Origin of the sequence: Zhongshania antarctica, assembly GCF_014202945.1 — a bacterium.
In the GTDB taxonomy this organism is placed as follows: Bacteria; Pseudomonadota; Gammaproteobacteria; order Pseudomonadales; family Spongiibacteraceae; genus Spongiibacter; species Spongiibacter antarcticus.
Genome location: NZ_JACHHW010000012.1, coordinates 14,130 through 32,187, shown reverse-complemented (window position 1 = coordinate 32,187; position 18,058 = coordinate 14,130). Strand labels below are relative to the sequence as shown.

Genomic DNA, 18,058 nt, shown 5'->3' with positions numbered 1-18,058 from the left:
TGAGCGAATAATAATGGAATTACGGATGATTGTACCCAGTGACGCTGAATTTTCTGCGGCTCCCCTGCCGTTTGGCGGGGGGGCGTTTAAAGGGCAGGTAGTCCTTGTTAGTGGCGGCGGCAGTGGCATTGGTAGAGCCACCGCGTGGTGTTTCGCCCGCCTTGGTGCCCACGTAATTATAACGGGCCGTACAGAAGAGAAACTGATTGAGACGATTGCGGCGCTAACCAATGCAAATTTACTCGCAAGTTACAAACTTCAAGATATCCGTGACTACGACGGAATTTCCGCAATGTATGCGGCAATTTTTGAAGAGCACGGGCGTCTCGATATTTTAGTGAATAACGCGGGTGGCCAGTTTCCGCAGTCGGCTATCGATTTTTCTAAAAACGGCTGGGATGCCGTGGTCAATAATAATCTCAATGGCAGCTGGTATATGATGCAGCATATTGCTCGCCAATGGCGAGATCGCAAGCAGCAGGGCAGTATTGTTAATATCGTTACCGTGGTGGCTAGAGGTATGAATGGCGGCGCGCACACCTGTGCTGCTCGTGCCGGCGTAATCCATTTGTCGAAGACGGTGGCGGTGGAATGGTCAGAATATAATATCCGTGTGAACTGTGTTGCCCCAGGGGTTATTTTTAGCGAGGGTATGGGTGCTTATTCTCCAGAGGCACTTAGTGAATTTGATAAATCAAATCCGATGAAGCGGTTTGGCACACCGTGGGACATTGCGCAAGCCTGTGTCTATCTTGGCGGCCCAAGTGGCAGGTTCATTACTGGTGAAGTGCTCACCATAGATGGCGGTGGCCAGCTGTGGGGTGACTTGTGGCTGCAGGGCAGACCAGAGTATTTTTGTTAAAAGAACTTTCTAAATAATATAGAGTCGCTGTACACGGTTCTATATTTTCGTACTTATTTAATTACCCCCATCTTTACATGCCGAGCTCTTGCTAACAGCAGGGGCTCGGAGTGTGCCCCATTTTTCTAAACAGAAGTCAACTCTAGCTTCTATCTGATAGGTGGTTTGCTCTGGATGGGGGGTTCGTATGGTTACCTGGATTGAGCGGCTGATCGGGGATCAGAATTGCATCTTGTTTCTTGGTGACATTGCGAGCTTGGAAGTTCACTGATCAGGCGCCTAGCTCCGAACGCAGGCCCAGGCCAACATCGGTTAGAGTGACGGCGTCTTGCAATGTGTTTGGGTTAATGTTGTTGTGCGTTGGTATATTTTAGCGCGAGTAAAAGTAGGACGGGATAGGGCTTTAGTGATTGAGTTTGCTACCAAATCAAGTCGGTGCATCGCTTCGCTCCCTGCTGCTACTTGATTTTCTTGCGGCCTGCAGAGCGGCGTTTTTCAAGGTGGTTGTCGCCTCAGATTGATTTATGCCGCCTTATTTTCCTCGCCCACAACCGCTGGCTTTTCCGGGTTAAGATAAACGTCTTTTATCAGCTCCCAATTTCTAATATGACCGCTCCAGCGCATTGGATTCTCTAATCGGGCTTGTTCGTACACCTGTTTCCGGTAAGCCAGTATTTTGGCGTTTTCTCCTGCATGGCGCTGGACTGGCATAACAAACTTAATCGCGCTATGCCGGTGTTTCTTGTTATACCATTCGACAAAATCGTGTACTCAGACCCGCGCGGCATGTAAGTACGTAAACGGTTGTGCAGGATAGCTGGGGCGATATTTCAAGGTGCGAAACAGGGATTCAGAATAAGGGTTGTCATTGCTCACCGATGGTAGGCTGAACGACGACATGATCCCCAGCTGCTGCAATGTTGCGAGCATCGTCGCCCCTTTCATTGGGCTGCCATTGTCCGAATGAAGTGTGACTTGATGACGTTTGACACCTTCTCGCTGACAGATATCGGTCATTAATTCCACCGCCAAGACGCTGCGCTCCTCGTCATGCACCTGCCAGCCAACTATTTTCCGGCTGTAAATGTCCATCACGACATAAAGGTATAAAAATACGCCTCGAGCCCGCGTGGGCGGATAGGTAATGTCCCAAGTGTAAATTTGATTAGCGCCAGTCGCTGTTGGGGCTTTGGGCTTTTTAATGGCGGCTGCCAGCCTGGACTTCTGGCGGTGGTTAAGTTGCTTCTCGTCTTTCAGAATGCGGTATAACGTCGATTCAGAACCATTGTAGCGGCCTTCATCGGCCAGCGTGGGGACAATTTGGCTCGGTGCCAAGTCAGCGTACTCCGGCTCGTTCACCAGTTTGATAATGCGCTGTCGTTCCAGTGCCGACAGCTTCTTCGCGGGTGTGTGCACGGCATTTTGCCGACTGTCGCCAACATTGTCGCGCCGATCCCAGCGCTGATAGGTCTTGGCGCTAATGCCAACAACCTCGCACGCCGCGGCCTGTCTGGCGCCCGTCGATCGTGCGTCCTCAGCAAGGTTATTGTCGATATTGACGTCGCCGTCTTCTATGTAGCGAATCAGTTTTTCCCAGTTTTTATTGAGATAACCCAGCGCCGTACCGAGCAGGCCTTTGGGCAAGGTGCTGTGTAAGGTTTTATCTAACCACTCCCTAAGGGCGTTTAGGATCGGAACGCTTTTATCTTGTCGTAGCTGGCGACGAGCTTTGCTGCTCGCGTCTTTCGCCTGCTTTTCGATGGCGTACAGCTTGGCAATGTAGTTAATGGCCACATCGGCTTTGCCGGTGCGGGCGGTCTTTTTGTCTTTGGAGGTCGCCGCCTTCTGGGCGTCAACGAACTTACGGCGCGCGTGTGCCCAGCAACCCACATGGCTAATGCCGTCTTGGCGGCCGACCGCATGGTAGCCCGCATAGTCGTCGGTTTGCAGGTAACCACTAAAACCCTTTAGTAAATTCTCCGCCACGCTGCCAGCGCGACTCGGTGCATAGTCATATAACACAATGGGGTGATCTGGGGCGCCACTGCGCCTGACCCCCATATACGATTGGCTACTCGCGGGCCTGTCCGGTTCGTTTAATACCTGAAGCGGTGTTTCGTCGCACTGGATGATCTTGCCGCGGCGGAGCTCGTGATCAAGCTGGGTGATGAGTGGCGCGATTAGTTCGCCACTGCGCATCATCCAATTGGCGAGGGTGTTGCGGGGGATATCAATCTCCATCCGTTTGAAGATGGCTTCTTGGCGGTGCAGTGGCAGCGCATCTTGGTATTCTGCGGTAGCGATATACGCCAGTAGGCCTGCACTCGCATTGCTTTTTGGAATGGGCTGCGCCGGTAAAGCGGCGGTACGTACCGTCAATTCACACGCTTTGCAGGCGTATTTCAGTCGGGCGTGTACTAAGACTTGGACGGTTGCGGGAATGATATCCAGCTGCTCGCTGGTGTCTTCGCCAATATGCGTTAGCGCACAACCGCATTCACAGACTTTGTCGGCATCAGCCAGATCATGTTCGATACGAACGTGTGGCAAGTCAGCGGGTAACGATTTACGACCACGGGATTTGCGACGCTCGTATTGGATCGTTTCGGTTTCAGCGTCATCCGTGTTTTCGTTAAGGTCTTCTTCTGGGACAGGCTCAGCCGCCTCTGCTTCATTAAACAGCTCCGTCTGCCCATCCGACTTCTCGCTGCTGGCCGCAAAGCGTTTATGCCTGAGTAAACGCACTTGTTCTTCGAGTAACGAGATGCGTTTATCCTTCTCCAAAAGAAAAGCTTTGAGGCTGTGGATATCGTCCGACGAAGGGGGTGAAAGTCGCGTCGTCATGACGCGTATTATACCAAAAGAGCTTTAGCTAACCGAGTCAAAATACAAGGTTTCATGCGGTTTATTGCGCCAAATATCCAAGCTATCGAGCAAGAGGTTTAAGTCGCGGCCATCGCGTAATTCATAGCCTGACTCGCATTGGCGAGGCCACTTAAAGCGCTGCTTTTCTAGGCGCTTATACCAGACAACAAAGCCATTTCGCTCCCAATACAGAAGTTTGATTTTATCTCGGCCACGATTACAAAATACAAATAGCACTTCCATCATCGGTGAGAGCGCTAGTTCGTTTTCAACCAGCGCGGCCAAGCCATTAATGGACTTGCGCATATCGACTGGCGCCATGTACAAATACACGTCAATGTTTGGCGAGGGCCGAAGCATCAGTTCGATTCCCGAAGGATATGCAGCACAGCGGGCAACACGACAGGCAAATCGCTGGCGGATAATTCCAGTCGAACGCCCAGCGGCAAATTCATTATCATACGAGATGAAGCTGGCATGCCGCCCAGTTTTAATAATTTTGCTGAGGGCGCTTTTGCAGGACTTAAACGATTGCGCCAATACGCGAAGTTATGAAATTTGATCTCATGCTGCTTGCAATACGCGGCTTGGGATAGACCGCTGCCCTGCCATGCGGTGACATGGTCTTGCCAGAATTGGGCTTTGTTGATGGTGGTCATGGATAGCTCCTCAGTTAAAAACTGAAGAATAAAGCCGCAGCGGGTAGATTATTAGATGTGGTTAATTGACCGCTTACTTATATTTAAGCTTAATCACTTCATTTACATCAGGCTTTTTCAAATAAAGAAATTGTTTTCTTGGCCCTAGAGGTCAGATCAATCACTTGATAAATATCTGAGATTGGTACAGGCTGTGTGAAAACTCCGACGACCAAATTAATCACGCAATGCTACGTGAAATGTTTATTTGATTGGCTAGAAAACTTGATCAGATTTTGATGTAAGACACATATTCACATCAGTTCTTGTCTAAATTATGACTTGAAAATAGTTTTCACACAGTCTGGGTAAAAAGCGGACGGTCAAAAATCCCGAACTAGATGGAAGTCCACTGTGGCGCTGATATGGGACAACGCCTCGAGATTACCACCAGATTCTAATTAGCAGAAAAGTGTGAACGCACCACCGATTATGACCGGTGGTGTTGGATTGCAAATACACTTGCTCCGTTCACGCCATCTTTTTTTGCGCGTACGTAGCTTGATCCAAATAGCCAGCCATACGCATTTCATCCAGCACCGAACCTGCGTAACCGTAGCATCATATTTGAATATAATTACCGGGCCAGCATTAGAAGCCATTCAATATTAACGATTCATGTACGCCGCACTACAAGCCATTGTTCCAATAGGGAGTAGGCTACAGGAACCACGAACAAGGTCAGAAGTGTTGAGCTAATAACGCCACCAAGCACAGCTACCGCTAAGGGCCCGTATTGTCCCGATCCAGGGCCGTGACCAAGTGCGGCTGGGAGCATTGCTAGCACTACGGTGAGTGAGGTCATCAGCACAGGCCTTAGTCGCAAAGGGCAGGCTTCCAGAATCGCTTCATGGGCGTCCATGCCCGAGAGCCTACGATTGTTGATACGATCAATCAGTAAAATCGAATTCTTAGATACTAGGCCAACGAGTAATACTAGCCCAATCATGGAATAGATATTTAGCGTATGTCCGGCGAGCCATAGTGCGGCAACTCCACCAATTATTGCGAGCGGCTGCGCTAACATTACCAGCAACGGTTGTAGCAGTGAGTTGAATTGGCTGGCAAGCACCATATAGACCATCAGCATCCCTGTTAGAAAAACGAAGGTGATATAGTAAACGGTCTTTTCTAGTTCGTCGGCCTGTCCTCCAGGGCTTAATTCGTATCCGGGGGAAAGTACGTCAACTGCCAACTCATTAACGAGCGCTAATGCTTCACCCAGCGAAACTGTTGGCGTTGAATAAAATGCTGCGGAGTAAGTGAGATTGCGACGATTAATAATTGACGGTCCATAGGTATTTTCTATCCCAGCCACAGTATCTAAGCGGATAAGTCCGCCGGTGGCGTTGCGCAAATAAACCTTTTCAAAGCCCTCGCTTAAATTAAAACTGTCTCTATCGGCGCTAAGGTGGACATCATAACGCTCACCGTCTGAGGGCAAGTCATTAAAATAGGCTACATCAATGCCAGCCGACAGCAGGCTTAGAGTCTCGCCAATAGCCGTAACACTCAATCCCAATCTAGCTGCACGTTCGCGATCTATAGAAACACTGACCATCGGCTGATTAAGCTTCAATGACAGCTGCACATTCCCCAGTTCAGGGATTGATCGCATACGCTCATGTAGCATTTGCGCAATTTCCGCAACGGCGTGAAGATTCGTGCCACTCAGATGTAACTCCATAGTTTCGGCACGCAATCCGTTAAGTATCGGAAAGGCATTAACAAAACTTTCAACTCCCGCCACCCTTCGCAATGCGGTGGTAAGCTCACTCATGATCAACTGCTGCCCAATCTGCCGTTCCTGCTTGGGCGTCAGTATCACACTGATTAAAGCTTCGTTAACATTGCCCTGATTCACGTCGCCAATGGTGGTCAAAAAATGTTTCACCTCCACATGACTGGCTAATACGAACTCAATCTCCCCGACTTTCCGTTTCATGTAGTCGAGTGAACTCCCTGCGGGCGCCGTCACTTTAACTTGTAGTCGAGATTCGTCATCTGCTGGAATAAATTCCGTACCCATGCGCGTCATGAGCCAAAAACTCGCGCCAACAAGTGCGAATGTGACCAGCAAAATAAGTAATCGGTTTCGGATGGCGATAATCAGTCCTTGTCGATACAGGTGTTCGACCCATCCATGAAATTTATCGATAAACTGAATAACACTACTTCTCTGCCCTTCTGGCCTCAATAGTATCGCGCCTAAAGCGGGTGTCAGGCTAAGTGAGATGAACAATGAGACTAAAACACCGACTGTAGTGATTACAGCAAACGATCGTAGAAATATGCCGGCCATACCCTCCATAAATACAACGGTGGCAAAAATACACACTAAGGTTAGCGATGCAGCTACAACTGGAGCGACAACTTCAGTAGTGCCCTCAATCGCCGCAGTATCCGGATCCTGTTCGCCCGCCTCAAACTTACGATGTATGTTCTCCACCACAACAATGGCATCATCGACAACCACACCAATCAATAATAGCAACGCGGACATGGACATAATATTGAACGAGTAGTTGTTGAAATACATAACCACTACCGCGCCAAGCAGTGAAATCGGAATCGCTATAGCGACGATTAAGGTAGAACGTATATTGAGTACAAAACCCCAGACAACCAGAATTGCCAACAATAGTCCCGTCGTCAGGTGGTCGCGTAGGGCCAACACTGTTTCGCCAATCACGTTGGCTTCATTGATCGCAAGCTCAACCCTGACACCCACAGGTAGCGATGGTTGAATAGTTTCCTTTAAGCGACGTTCGACTTCCCTCACGACTAAAACCGTATTGGCGTTGGGTAGCTTCTGAACAGCGATAGCTATAACAGATTCGCCGTCATAGCTAACCTGTGTGCGCTCATCATCCAAGCCGTCGCTCACCTGGGCAACATCGCCAAGGGTAATTCGCCCATTGCTACCCTGATTTAAAAGCAGTCCGCGGAGCGCTTCGATACTGTGATGCTCCATATCCAGATGCAGCATTCGCTCGTCATCGCCAGTCGCGATAAAGCCGCCAGGACGCTGTGCGTGTTGGCGCGAGATGGCCGCAATTACGTCTGATACAGTCATGTTAAACGACGATAATCGCACGAGATCTAGCTTGATCTGGATCTTACGCTCCATTCCCCCACCGAACGCGACCTGCCCTACGCCATTGATAGTTTCTAACTGCCGCTTGATATGATGTCGAGCAATGGCGTGCATTTGCTCCTGACTACGGTCACCACGCAGCACAACCCAAACCACCGGTGTAGCGTTCACATCGAGCTTAGCGATAACCGGCGTCTGCGCTTCGCGGGGAAGACGGTTAGCTATCTGGTTGACCTTGGATTGGATTTCATTGAACGCAACATCGGGGTCTAGCCCGGTTTTAAACTTAACCCGTACTAGTGAGTAACCGGGTAGCGATGAGGATTCCAAATAGTCGATCCCCGACACCGTATTCACAGCCGATTCAATTACTCCGCTAATACTACTGTCCACCGCTTCTGGGCTGGCCCCAGGGTGCACTGTAGCGATTGTGATCAGTGGCACATCAATATTCGGCAACTTGCCCAAACCAACACTGGCGATACCGATCAGTCCGAACAATGCGATCGCCCCACTAAGCATGCAGGAGGCAACACGGTTGCGTACAAAAAGTTCCGCGATATTCACGGCGCTTGCTCGGCCACAACAGTGACCGTCGATTTATCGGATATCTGGTAGGTGCCGTCTACGATGACACGATCCTCTTCATCAAGACCTGATAGTACTTGCACCCATTGACCTTCCTGCCAGCCTGTATCTATTTGCCGCTCCTCTGCAACACCACCCTCCTCAACGAAAACGACTTGCGCACCGTGCCTTGAGGCGATAGAAAGCTTCGGAACGACGAGCACATTGCTACGCTCGTCGAGCACAATAGTGGCATCCACACTTGCGCCGGGCATCCAGCCGGCGCTATTTGAAAACCCGACCAACACAGCAACCACTCGACTGGCTCCCGCGACTGTGGGGTTGGTGCCGATCACAGTGCCCTGAATCCGTTGCTGTGAGGCCGGGCTGAAAAGCTCGACGGGCTGTCCCTGTTTCACTAAAGCCGCATGACGTTCTGGTAAGTACAAACGCGCACGGAGTCGGTCGGTTGCCACAAGATCTAGCAAAGTGGTACCTGGATTCACGTAGTCACCAACACTCCGATGTCGAGCTGATACTTGGGCATCCAGCGGGGAAAGAATTTTTGTCCGCGTCAATTGCAAGCGCGATAGCGCAAGTTGTTGTGTCGCTATATCTACTTCTGTTTCATAGGTTCGCAATTGAGCTGCCGCATCCTGAAGCGTTTCATTTGAGACAGATTGACTTCTGGCGAGCGCCTGAAGTCGCCCATACTTGCGCTCTTGGTTGTCCGCGAGTACCTGAAAGCGACGCAACTGAGCCTCAGATGAAGCAAGCTCTAATTGTTGCTGCCGGTTATCTAATTCAACCATTACATCACCACGCGTCACTTTCGCGCCTTCGTCTACAGTGATCTTAACGATACGACCCGAAATTTCCGCCGCGATCGACGGCGAGTCCTCGGTTTCTATCACTCCCAAGGCTTTGGCAGTTTGACGTAAGGTTTGACGCTCAGGCATCGTGACACTCACTGCGGTGGATTTCTCAGCCGCAATTACCGAACTGAAAGAACACAGCGATGCACTGAGCAGCGCGCAATACAATAACTTCTGGCTTCTAGTTTGAATTCTAGCTCGTCTGCTATATGGCATTAAGTTGACCTGTTGTATGCATAGAAATGACACTGCCGTGTCCCGGATACAATTTACTTACACCGAGATCATTAATACGCCTAAGGGTGCGCCGAGTTTGAAAAGGATTAGCGTAAATTGCCGGCGGCACCGCGTTTTCACCACTACCAAGCAACGTATCTCCTGTCACGAGGCTGCCACTTTCGGCATGCCAAAAACAGATCGAATCCCATGTATGTCCCGGCGTGTGAATAACAGACCAGTCGTCGAACCCTGGCAGCTTGTCTCCATGTTTTAGGCGCAAAGCGTCACTGGGAAATGTAGCGACTTTGTCGACATGCCCTTGCCAGCAAGGTTGCTCACGTGCCTGCCGAGTGCGCTCCGGACTTAGATACATTTGCCAAGCACGCGCACGGAATGCTTCTCGAAACGACGAACCAAACCGGAAAAATGGCCCTAACGGATCTCCCCGTATTTTACGCACGAATTCACCCGCAGCTAGTGGAATGGCCGCGCTAGAACCACTCGCAGCAGCCAGTGCCGAATGTTCTGGTCAACAAAACCGGACACATTAATTTGCTAATTTCTCATACTGAATCGGCGATAAATCATTGTTCGATGAGTGCAGTTTTATACTTTGATTCTTTTCAGAAGTCTTCTAAAAATAGTACTAGGTAATGACTTTTTATTAATCAGTGGTTATTTCTATTGCATTAATCCTGAAGCTGTCATGTCCTTACATTGCGCGACTGTTTTATAGTCCATAATGGGAGTTGAATTATCGTAGATATTGAGTTAAATTCAATACAGGCACTGATTTCCACTCCTGACCTTATCGTGGCCGGTGCCTCAACTTTTGTCGAAATAAAACATTGAGGGGCCTCATGTCGGATTCATATCTTATTCAAGAGCTTTCAGCTGATGGCTATCTATGGGGTGGCGCTGATTTCTCTTATTGCAAGAGCAGCCCGTGTGCGCTGCCGGATCCCATCTGACATGCATGTGACTATACCGCCTATTTTCCATTATAGTAGTTTGACTCAGTAAGTTTCAATAAAGCCAAAGTTACTTAATCGAGCCTTGGAATTGATATCGGGATATGGCCGTAACCTGACTGATACAGAATACAACTATAGTCGTTTTGTAACAGACTTAGGTTCACTAGATGCACGTGCACCGCTAGCAAATTACGGTATTAGCCTCGAATATAATTTTAATTATTAAGATTGTAAAAATAATCATTCCCGATTGCTGTTATAGGTTGATAAATGAGTTTAGCTAATAATTCACAAGATAATTCTTACAGTAGGACTTTAAATAAATCGTATTGGAGCCCAGTGTGCGATAGCGATATTCAGCGCGAATCGATCGGCCAGAGGCTTGATGAGGCTGCACGCGATTCTAAAAACTCGCTAGCTCTGACAGAAGTCACTATAGAAGGTAATGTTGCTCGAAAGTGGACTTACGTAGAACTACAATCTGACGCGAGGCGGCTGGCGGAGATTCTCGTCAATCGTCATCCTCCTCGCTCCAATATAGCGATATGGGGAAACAATATCCCAGAGTGGGTGTTGCTCGAATATGCGGCAGCCTACGCAGGGCTGACTATCGTGACGGTAAATCCGTCGTTTCAGCTGCGAGAAGCAAAATATATCGTTGAGCAATCCGAGTCGACAGCAATTTACTACGTGCCCTCAGTGCGTGGTAATCCAATTGAAGCTATTGCTAAAGAGATTAAATCCGAGCTTCCGCAGGTTCAATCCATAATAGACATGACATGTATTGAAGAGCTCTATAAGAGGTCGTCAGAGATGGCCGTCCTTCCAGAAGTTGAGTCTAATGATCCCGCGCAAATCCAGTACACCTCTGGTACGACAGGAATGCCAAAGGGGGTGCTGTTGCATCACATGGGATTGGCGGAGAATGCTAGATTCCATGCTGAACGAGGTGGTATGCGAAAGGGCGACGTCATCATGAATGTGATGCCTTTGTTCCATACAGCGGGGTGTGCCGTACTTACGTTAGGGCCGCTAGCTGCTAGAGCCACGGTAGTGCTGTTCGCGCAATTTGATCCGGAGCATACGCTTAAGGCAATTGAATCTGAGGGAATTACCTGTGTATTCGGTGTACCTACGATGCTGACAGCTCTGGTAGATGTACAGAAGACTCTCGGCTGTGACATGTCTACAGTGAAAAATGTTATTGCTGGAGGCGCGATGGTCGCCCCGGAAATGGTTCGCGCAGCTAAAAAAACCTTTGATGCAGAATTTCAAATCATATTTGGACAGACCGAAACATCTCCAGTCCTCACAATGGTTTGGGATTCCGATGAGATCGAAGACGTGACTGAATCTGTAGGTCAGCCTTTGCCTCATGTAGAGCTAGCAGTGCTGGACACGGAAACGGGCCAGACACTTGCTGTTAACGAGGTCGGAGAAGTTTGTGCAAGAGGCCCGATGAATATGTTGGGGTACTTCCGCCAGAAAGAAGCAACGGCAAAGACCATAGACAAAGAACAATGGTTGCATACTGGCGACCTAGGGATGCTGGATAATCGCGGATACCTCCACATATCGGGGCGGTTAAAAGAGATGATTATTCGAGGGGGCGAAAATCTGTTCCCGGCTGAGATCGAAAACACCATGCTCGAGCATTCGGATTTAGTGGAAGTTGCTGTTGTTGGTATTCCAGATGAAAAATTTGGTGAAGTTGTAGCGTGTTTTTTCCGCTCTACGCCTGGAGCTGCGCTAACTCGATCGGACCTTGTAATCTTTTGTAGAGAACGAATTTCTGCGCAGAAAATGCCAGCGATCTGGGTTGGCGTCTCCGACTGGCCCCTTACCGGCTCAGGCAAAATTCAAAAGTTCATGCTTCGCGAAAAATACGTAAATGGCGATTACATCGACGCCGTAATTCAGTGAATTGAATGTTGATTATACTACTAAAAGGTACTAAATATGGATAGTTCGGAAGTACAACAACATAATAAAACGGCTATCGACTCAGCACTGGAAATCGACGTCGTAGTGATCGGAGCAGGGTTCGCCGGCTTATATGCATTATATAAGTTTCGAGGCATGGGGAAAAGTTGTTGTTCTCGAAAAAGGGCAGGACCCGGTACTGGAACTGTTACCCTGGTGCTAGATGTGATGTTGAAAGCCTAGAATATTCCTATCAGTTCGACAACGAGCTGCAGCAGGAGTGGAACTGGACCGAGCGTTACCCCGGCCAGGCGGAAATTCTTTCTTACCTGCTTGAACAACTTCGTAGCTCTCGTCGAAGAACTGCAAGGAAATCCAGAAAATTTATTTTTAAAAGCCGGCATCGATTACAAGCAATTAGAGGATGAGGATTATTCTTTCCCTTATCAAAGTTTTATCAACCTACTTGAATTGAGTGCAGCTAGCCTTGATCTCCCTGACATTGGACTAAGGTTAGCAATGCGGCAGGACCAATCCATTCTCGGTCCAGTTGCATTTTTAGCACTATCGGCGCACGACGTAAGATCCGCGTTAACAAGCGTAGGTAAATTTCTGTACCACTTTACCCCTGCAATTTCCCTTACACTTAAAGAAAGCGACAATCAACCTAGCTACGCCTGCTTAGATCTAATTGACGTAAACCCAAATGACTGTCAACAGGCAGTTGAGCACGCCGTGGGCTGTACACTCCACATTATCCATCTACTTACTGAAGGAAAATTTAAAGCGCGGGCCGTGCATTTCCGCCACTCAAAAATCGCTCTTGAAAAGCAATACCAAAGCGCGTTTAACTGCCCGACAGTATTCAATCAAAAATATGATTCAATTGAACTTGATACTGACTTTTTAGATATTGAACTAAGCTCTCACAACCCGCAGCTACATGGTTTAGTGTCCAACTATCTGTCGATGGTAGAGTTTAAATCGAGTTCCACCAGCAAACCGAACTTACTAGCTAGCGATCAAGCCCGCCATCTAATCCAAAAACTCCTGCCAACCGGCCAGCTTTCAAGACCAGTCATCGCACAAAACATGAACCTTCACGAGCGCGCTCTTCATCGGAAATTGCAAGCTGAGGGCTGCACCTTTGAATCGCTTGTTGACGAAATAAGAATTACAGAGGCCAAAAAACTCCTTGCACATGAAGCCATACCAATGTCACAAATAGCTGGGTTACTGGGATACAATGAACAAAGCTCATTCAACAGGGCATTTAAACGCTGGTTTGAAATGACCCCAAAGCAATACCTGAAAAACAAACACTAGGCTTACTTCAGCACGCTAATCCTTGACTAAAAACTGTGCTCGCGCCATCGTAATAGGGGCCGCCTCATCATCTTGCCAAGCACTAATGCTCACGTTAATCATCCGCCGACCAAGGTAAACCAGCTTGCAGCGCGAGTAAGTTGTCACGTATTTCCCAGCGCGCACATAGTCCACGGCGAAATCAACGACCTTAGGAATTTTCTCACTATGACTATGCTGCAGGACATGAATCATTGCAGACAGCTCCATAAAGCCAGCGATAGCACCGCCGTGCAGAGCCGGAAGAGTCGGATTACCAATATTACTCTTTTTTACCGGTAACAAAAAACAGCCCGCCTCCTCGCCTATTTCAATTCCTAGGGTGCGCGCATAGGGAACTCGGTTAATAAGCTGCTGTAATTCCACATCATTCATTTCCACTACCGCCTGCCTTTAGCTCTGAATTTTTCAATACCTGTGCTGCGCGAAAATCTCGGCGCATACCTGCAAACAAATCCAACTCCATACGGAAAAAATTGCCCACCACCGATGCAATGGCACGCTCAGTATCACCATGATGAGCAATGGCGCGGGTAAAGATTACACTTTCAGTAACGCGATAAACTTCAGCATCGGCGTACACGGTTAAGCCGGGCGTTGCTGGACGCATATAATCAATACGCAAATCAATTGTTGGGGTTAGCCCCAAATCATCTAATGCAGTCGCGGCAGCAAAGCCACAGCAGGTATCCAATAAGGCAGTGATGGCACCACCGTGAATCACACCGGTATCCGGATCCCCCACCAAGGCTTTATCATAAGGCATCGACAGGCCAGCCCTGTGACGCTCAACATACTCAGGACGAATCCCCAGCGTCGTAAAATGGTCCCCGTCATTGGCGGCAAGAATAGTCTCAATGAAACAGTTAAGTTCTTCGAAATCCAATGCCATTACCCCGCTGAAAAGTTACACGAATTATACTTAGTTAACACTCTAAAAGAGACATAAATACAACTAAGTTGACACTTACCATTTTTGCGCAACGACGCCGAATTGCTAGGGTGAGGAGGAGTCCATCCCATTGCTTACGTACCTGCCGACAATTGCTCTTGTTGATCTTTTTCCAGCGATACAGCATATTGCTGGCCACACCTAATGATTTAGACGCTTCAGCCACCGAATAGCTTTGATCACGAATCAACGCTACAGCTTCTTCTTTGAATTCTTTAGAGTACTGCTTGTAACTGCGTTTCTGTACCATGATGACACTCCAATAATTGACGGGTATTGTCTCTTATTAAAGTGTCCGGTTCATTCAACCAGAACAGGCAAGCCAAGTATGGTGCGCACATGCAGCACAAACTCGGAAAGGTCTTGGGGGATTAAGCTCACCGAACCAGTATCGTGGGGACGGGGCGAGACTTCGCTATAGATTACCTCGTCGCCTTTTACAAATAGCTCTACGCCAAACAGCCCCCAGCCGCCCACCGCTGCTGTAACTTGCTCCGCCATCTGCTGCGCGCGCTGTAATGCAATTTCAGGCATAGCTTGCGGCTGCCACGACTCTTGATAATCGCCGTTTTTTTTGCAAATGACCAATCGGCGCACAAAAACTTGTTGCCGTGTCTTCGCCGTCGGCGCCGCGATGGCCAATGGCGAGCTGGGTAATTTCATAATCGAAATCGACAAAACCTTCTACGATCACACGGCCCGCACCGGCGCGACCGCTTTCTTGAGCGTGGATCAAAGAATCGTCAACTTCGGCGGGACGACGCACCAAGCTTTGCCCCTTACCTGATGAGCTCATGATCGGCTTAATGACACCTCGGCAAAGGCAGGCAGCAATGACGAAACGGCGCTGGCAATCTACATGGGGCGGCACGCGCTTTTCATCGCAAAAACACGAGCGTGTTCTAGATATACTGCGTAAAAAAGGCGACACCCCATAAGGATTTATTATTTTTTGCCCACACCGGTTTTGAAGGATCAGCTGACTTTGCCAGTCTATTTAACGGCAGTTGGATGAACACCACGGTGCGTCTACGCTACTGGCTGGTAAAGGCAGAAGGCATTCCCACCGATGAAGCTGGCCCACGCGCCTTACTCAAGTCGCAGTGGGAAAAATGCATAATGAGGTGACAGCGATGACCGCCACCACCAAGCAGGAGAGCGATCAGCTCGCAGCGTCGCAAGAAATACTCAACTAGCCCGGCCGCGGCTAATTCACCTGACGCTCTCGGCCCTCCCAGTAAGGCGCCCGAAGTTCGCGCTTAAGTACCTTACCAGCGCCCGAGTGCGGCAGTGGCTCATCGCGGAAACTCACCGATTTGGGACACTTGTAGTGCGCAATTTTCTCTCGGGCATGAGCGATAATATCCGCCTCCGTACATGCTACGCCGGGGCGGGCAACCACGATCGCGTGCACCGCCTCACCCCAATCGTCATGGGGTATACCCACTACCGCAACTTGCGCCACAGCGGGGTGGGTAGACAGCGCGCTTTCCACTTCGGAGGAAAATACATTTTCACCGCCGGTAACGATCATATCCTTAACCCGGTCGACAATAAACAAATAACCCTCTTCGTCGATATAACCGGCGTCGCCGGTGTGTACCCAATTGTCTTTAAGGGCTGCCGCTGTTTGCTCAGGTTTATTCCAATACCCCGACATCGCATTTGGCCCGCGGGTGCAGATCTCACCGACACTGCCCAGCGGCAAAGTTTTGCCCTGCTCATCGACTGTTTTAATTTGTACCGAGTAGCCAGATTTGCCTGCAGACCGCAGTAGGCGCGCGGATTTTTCATCGCCACGGATCGCAGCCCGATGGTCTTCCGCCGACAAGATAGTTATTAGCGGTGCCATTTCTGTTTGGCCATAGGCCTGGGTTATCTCCAAATTCGGCAGGGTTGTCAAAATCTTGCGCAGCAGGCCCTCGGGCATCGGCGACGCACCATACAACAGCGCCTTTAATCCCTGTAACTTGCCAGCATCAAACTCAGGGTGATCAAGCATCATTTGCAACATGGCCGGTACCATTAAGGTGTCACTCACCCCCAGCTCCGCAATCGCATCAATGACGGCCAGCGGCTCAAAGGCCGGCACAATAACGTGCTTGCTACCTAGTATTGAATACATAAACACCGTCGCCAAATCCGCCATGTGAAACATTGGCGCACAGTGCAGCACGGTTCTATTTTCATCGGCATTTGAGGCCGCAGCAAGACTGAGGCCGCTAGTAAACAATGCTACGTGACTTTGCATCACTCCTTTGGGGTAGCCGGTTGTGCCACCGGTGTAAAAGATGCCGGCGAGTTCCCGATCAGCCAATACGCTATCCAGCAGAGGCTCGGCTTCTTGCATCAAACTTTCTAAACACTGCGCCCAAGCGGGACAATCTTCTGCCGCGCCCATATAAAAGTAGTGCTCAATCGCGGTGTCTTCACTGCGCAGTTGCTCAACCACGGCGATGAAATTGCTATCAAACAATAGCCCCTTACTATCGGAGTCACTCAGTGGGTATTGAAACTCAGGAAGGGCCCAGCGCGTATTTAGCGGCACCATCACGCCTCCCATATGGGGAATGGCAAACAGCGACTCTAGGTAAACATCACTATTCAAACTAAGTATTGCCACCTTGTCGTTGATACCCAGTCCCTGTTGAGCAAGCGCTCCCGCCATCGCACACATGCGCTGCTCAGTTTGCGTCCAATTACGCACATTGCCCTGATACTCTATGGCTTCGGCGGTGCCGCGCTGCTGTGCCGCGCGGAAAACAATCTGACTAATATGCATGACTAAATACTTCTCTTTTATTTTAAGAATACAGGAGCATGATACTGCCTGCTGTTAAAAATCAGCCCCATCGACACAGAATCTATGTGCTGACAATCAGAATATTTCTGGGTTGGCGCCAAATCCAATATGACTGGTGCCAACTCGAAAATTCTCGGCCCTCGGCTGGCCGCAATTGAGACTATAATAATCCCGACACCGTGGCTACAATGCACGTCAACATTTCCTCACAAGTCACATCGACCTTACGTATACAAAGGAGCATCTTAACCACGCTCAATTCTTGCTACTATCAGCCCTCGCGTCGCTGAAGCTATAGAGTTTTAAATACATTAACACCCCGCTCCCAGCAATAACTCTGACAACCAATATTCTTAAGGTATTTTCGCAACACCGTGGCTGACCAATCCGCCGCGGTGAACGGTGGTATCACTATCACTGGATGGCCATTCCCCGTGGCACTTTGTGCAGACAACGCCAACTCGCGACAACGTGAGAAAGCTCAACCGCTGAAGTTCACTAAGATCTAGATGCAAGCCGGGAAAGTCCGCATATTTTTCTAGCATATAAGAATCCTGTAATTATTAAAGCTCCTTCTTTGCAAAAAAAATACGTTCTCCCTGAACGGTATAACTAGCAGGTCCGCCAGTGACCGTCATCCGTCGATTACGTTAACACGCCTTACTCATTCAGTTGCTGCAGCTCTAACACGGTGCGGCTGAATCGGGGGTGCAGGTGCCGGTTGAACCTGACCGGCAAACTCAATATCGGTTTTGCGGGCGACATTGTGTGGGTGCTTGGGCGCCTCGTGATAATCCAATACCGGCGCATAGCAAACGTCACTGCCTTCCATAGTCTCGCACCACTCCACTGTGCCTG

15 protein-coding genes and 1 pseudogene are annotated in these 18,058 nt (G+C 49.3%); 3 read left to right on the top strand and 13 right to left on the bottom strand.

The genetic code is table 11. The features are described 5' to 3' along the window. Positions 1-25: 25 nt before the first annotated feature. Positions 26-862, top strand: a complete 837-nt coding sequence (locus HNQ57_RS16325) for an SDR family oxidoreductase (RefSeq protein WP_226968213.1) — start codon at positions 26-28, stop codon at positions 860-862. A 522-nt stretch (positions 863-1,384) separates the two neighbouring features. Here HNQ57_RS16325 and tnpC read toward each other — a convergent pair. From tnpC to HNQ57_RS16295, 6 genes and pseudogenes are all read right to left on the bottom strand, one after another. After that, a pseudogene (tnpC, locus tag HNQ57_RS18105) lies at positions 1,385-3,706 on the bottom strand (IS66 family transposase). A 24-nt stretch (positions 3,707-3,730) separates the two neighbouring features. Continuing rightward, on the bottom strand, positions 3,731-4,087 hold the full coding sequence (tnpB, locus tag HNQ57_RS16315) for an IS66 family insertion sequence element accessory protein TnpB (protein WP_184464772.1): 357 nt from the start codon (positions 4,085-4,087) through the stop codon (positions 3,731-3,733). Beyond that, complete coding sequence (gene tnpA, locus HNQ57_RS16310) at positions 4,087-4,386, bottom strand: IS66 family insertion sequence element accessory protein TnpA (RefSeq protein ID WP_184464770.1); 300 nt, start codon at positions 4,384-4,386, stop codon at positions 4,087-4,089. The genes tnpB and tnpA overlap by 1 nt, the downstream gene beginning before the upstream one ends. 655 nt (positions 4,387-5,041) lie before the next feature. Further along, complete coding sequence (locus HNQ57_RS16305; protein ID WP_184464768.1) at positions 5,042-8,089, bottom strand: efflux RND transporter permease subunit; 3,048 nt, start codon at positions 8,087-8,089, stop codon at positions 5,042-5,044. Continuing rightward, positions 8,086-9,180 (bottom strand): efflux RND transporter periplasmic adaptor subunit, encoded by a 1,095-nt coding sequence (locus tag HNQ57_RS16300; protein ID WP_184464766.1) that lies wholly within the window; start codon positions 9,178-9,180, stop codon positions 8,086-8,088. Before HNQ57_RS16300 ends, HNQ57_RS16305 begins: the two co-directional genes overlap by 4 nt. Next, on the bottom strand, positions 9,170-9,556 hold the full coding sequence (locus HNQ57_RS16295; RefSeq protein ID WP_184464835.1) for an MBL fold metallo-hydrolase: 387 nt from the start codon (positions 9,554-9,556) through the stop codon (positions 9,170-9,172). The genes HNQ57_RS16300 and HNQ57_RS16295 overlap by 11 nt, the downstream gene beginning before the upstream one ends. 871 nt (positions 9,557-10,427) lie before the next feature. On the opposite strand from HNQ57_RS16295, the gene HNQ57_RS16290 reads away from it, so the two are divergent. Beyond that, positions 10,428-12,080: a class I adenylate-forming enzyme family protein gene (locus tag HNQ57_RS16290; RefSeq protein WP_184464764.1), complete on the top strand. Its 1,653-nt coding sequence runs from the start codon at positions 10,428-10,430 to the stop codon at positions 12,078-12,080. A gap of 333 nt (positions 12,081-12,413) precedes the next feature. Further along, entirely contained in the window at positions 12,414-13,406 is a 993-nt protein-coding gene (locus HNQ57_RS16285; RefSeq protein ID WP_184464762.1) for an AraC family transcriptional regulator, read from the top strand. Positions 13,407-13,421: 15 nt separating this feature from the next. On the opposite strand, the gene HNQ57_RS16280 is transcribed toward HNQ57_RS16285, so the two are convergent. From HNQ57_RS16280 to HNQ57_RS16255, 7 genes are all read right to left on the bottom strand, one after another. Then, positions 13,422-13,820: a PaaI family thioesterase gene (locus tag HNQ57_RS16280; RefSeq protein WP_184464760.1), complete on the bottom strand. Its 399-nt coding sequence runs from the start codon at positions 13,818-13,820 to the stop codon at positions 13,422-13,424. Further along, positions 13,813-14,337: a PaaI family thioesterase gene (locus tag HNQ57_RS16275; protein ID WP_184464758.1), complete on the bottom strand. Its 525-nt coding sequence runs from the start codon at positions 14,335-14,337 to the stop codon at positions 13,813-13,815. The genes HNQ57_RS16280 and HNQ57_RS16275 overlap by 8 nt, the downstream gene beginning before the upstream one ends. Positions 14,338-14,371: 34 nt before the next feature. Further along, complete coding sequence (locus tag HNQ57_RS16270) at positions 14,372-14,647, bottom strand: transposase (RefSeq protein ID WP_184464757.1); 276 nt, start codon at positions 14,645-14,647, stop codon at positions 14,372-14,374. A gap of 50 nt (positions 14,648-14,697) precedes the next feature. Continuing rightward, on the bottom strand, positions 14,698-14,931 hold the full coding sequence (locus HNQ57_RS18100; protein ID WP_264299208.1) for an ATP-grasp domain-containing protein: 234 nt from the start codon (positions 14,929-14,931) through the stop codon (positions 14,698-14,700). Further along, complete coding sequence (locus tag HNQ57_RS18095; RefSeq protein WP_264299209.1) at positions 14,924-15,268, bottom strand: ATP-grasp domain-containing protein; 345 nt, start codon at positions 15,266-15,268, stop codon at positions 14,924-14,926. Before HNQ57_RS18095 ends, HNQ57_RS18100 begins: the two co-directional genes overlap by 8 nt. A gap of 336 nt (positions 15,269-15,604) precedes the next feature. Beyond that, a complete protein-coding gene (locus HNQ57_RS16260) occupies positions 15,605-17,179 on the bottom strand; it encodes an acyl-CoA synthetase (RefSeq protein ID WP_184464756.1) in 1,575 nt (524 codons plus the stop codon). 685 nt (positions 17,180-17,864) lie between these two features. Beyond that, positions 17,865-18,032 carry a hypothetical protein gene (locus HNQ57_RS16255; RefSeq protein ID WP_184464755.1) on the bottom strand — a complete coding sequence of 56 codons (168 nt, stop codon included), beginning with the start codon at positions 18,030-18,032 and terminating at the stop codon, positions 17,865-17,867. Positions 18,033-18,058 lie beyond the last annotated feature (26 nt).

Excerpts from the sequence above, each read along its gene's own strand:
- HNQ57_RS16300 (WP_184464766.1), bottom strand. The coding sequence starts at position 9,180 with ATGCCATATAGCAGACGAGCTAGAATTCAAACTAGAAGCCAGAAGTTA.
- HNQ57_RS16295 (WP_184464835.1), bottom strand. The coding sequence starts at position 9,556 with ATGTATCTAAGTCCGGAGCGCACTCGGCAGGCACGTGAGCAACCTTGC.
- HNQ57_RS16260 (WP_184464756.1), bottom strand. The coding sequence starts at position 17,179 with ATGCATATTAGTCAGATTGTTTTCCGCGCGGCACAGCAGCGCGGCACC.
- HNQ57_RS16325 (WP_226968213.1), top strand. The coding sequence starts at position 26 with ATGATTGTACCCAGTGACGCTGAATTTTCTGCGGCTCCCCTGCCGTTT.
- HNQ57_RS18100 (WP_264299208.1), bottom strand. The coding sequence starts at position 14,931 with ATGCCTGAAATTGCATTACAGCGCGCGCAGCAGATGGCGGAGCAAGTT.
- HNQ57_RS16255 (WP_184464755.1), bottom strand. The coding sequence starts at position 18,032 with ATGGAAGGCAGTGACGTTTGCTATGCGCCGGTATTGGATTATCACGAG.
- HNQ57_RS16290 (WP_184464764.1), top strand. The coding sequence starts at position 10,428 with ATGAGTTTAGCTAATAATTCACAAGATAATTCTTACAGTAGGACTTTA.
- HNQ57_RS16270 (WP_184464757.1), bottom strand. The coding sequence starts at position 14,647 with ATGGTACAGAAACGCAGTTACAAGCAGTACTCTAAAGAATTCAAAGAA.
- HNQ57_RS16275 (WP_184464758.1), bottom strand. The coding sequence starts at position 14,337 with ATGGCATTGGATTTCGAAGAACTTAACTGTTTCATTGAGACTATTCTT.
- tnpA (WP_184464770.1), bottom strand. The coding sequence starts at position 4,386 with ATGACCACCATCAACAAAGCCCAATTCTGGCAAGACCATGTCACCGCA.
- tnpB (WP_184464772.1), bottom strand. The coding sequence starts at position 4,087 with ATGCTTCGGCCCTCGCCAAACATTGACGTGTATTTGTACATGGCGCCA.
- HNQ57_RS16280 (WP_184464760.1), bottom strand. The coding sequence starts at position 13,820 with ATGAATGATGTGGAATTACAGCAGCTTATTAACCGAGTTCCCTATGCG.